Source organism: Labrenzia sp. OB1, assembly GCF_001624695.1.
In the GTDB taxonomy this organism is placed as follows: domain Bacteria; phylum Pseudomonadota; class Alphaproteobacteria; order Rhizobiales; family Stappiaceae; genus Roseibium.
Genome location: NZ_JSEP01000088.1, coordinates 1 through 952 on the forward strand (window position 1 = coordinate 1; position 952 = coordinate 952).

The 952-nt window shown below is 58.1% G+C and carries 2 protein-coding genes; one reads left to right on the forward strand and one right to left on the reverse strand.

Annotated elements, in window-relative coordinates:
• Window positions 1-21 precede the first annotated feature (21 nt).
• Window positions 22-474, reverse strand: coding sequence for a winged helix-turn-helix domain-containing protein (locus OA90_RS27830; RefSeq protein ID WP_279625839.1), 453 nt, complete (start codon window positions 472-474; stop codon window positions 22-24).
• Window positions 475-753: 279 nt separating this feature from the next.
• On the opposite strand from OA90_RS27830, the gene OA90_RS27835 reads away from it, so the two are divergent.
• Window positions 754-952: transposase (locus tag OA90_RS27835; RefSeq protein ID WP_156510637.1), on the forward strand; the 199-nt coding region annotated here is incomplete at its 3' end.

Here is a 952-nt window from a genome sequence, read left to right on the forward strand (position 1 = left end):
CCTCGTCCTGGAACCAGATTTCTATCGGCGTGCCGTCTTCAAGTCGTCCGCGGAGTTCGGCCAGCTCGTTGGGGAAGTTTTTTTGAACGCCTCAATGGCAAATTCGTTTTGCGCCGGATGCTGTGGCCGGGCGGTCAAACGCCGGTAGCCTGCGCTCTTCAGTTCCCGCGAAACGGTTCGCTCATCTACGGCAATGCCAAATTCAGACAATATCCAGGCCGCAAGATCCTTCAGGCGCCAACGCACAACGCCGTCCACCGAAGGATACGGGCCCCGTGCAACACGATCGATCAACAGAGCGCGCTGGCTGTCATCAAGCTTCTTGCGCCGACCGGCTTTCTTAAGGTCAATCAATCCCTCGGGGCCTTTTGCATTGAAACGCAAGACCCAGTCGCGGATCACCTGGACCGTCACGCCGCCGACCGCACCCGCATCGCTGCGCAAGCCGCCGTCATAGATCACTGCAAGCGCCAAAAGGCGCCGTGTTTGATCGGCATTCAGAGCTGGCTCGGTTTGTCTGAACAGTTGCAGGCGTTTCGCTAAGTGGATTTCCGCCTCGATTATGCCGCCGCCATCATCGGCGTCAGCGCGTTGAAGTAAGCCTGATCCGGCGTGTCACAAAGTTTCTCTATTAACCGGATCGAGCGCTTGAACGTAACCACCCGATTGCCACCGCCTGCCTGACTTGAACCGATTATTGTAAGAGACGTGCATAACGACGTCGTTTGCGACGTGTCTTATGCGGGGTTGTCGATGCGTGGTGAAATTCTTGGAGTTGAGCGGCGAAGGCGGTGGCGAGATGAGGACAAGCTCGGGATCGTGATGTCGGTCGGGGTTGATGGCGCGACGGTGACCCAGGTTGCGCAGCGCCACGATGTGAGCCGACAGCAGATCTATACTTGGCGGCGTGAGCTGAAGAAGAAAGGATTGTGGTCGCCGGACGACGGCGCGC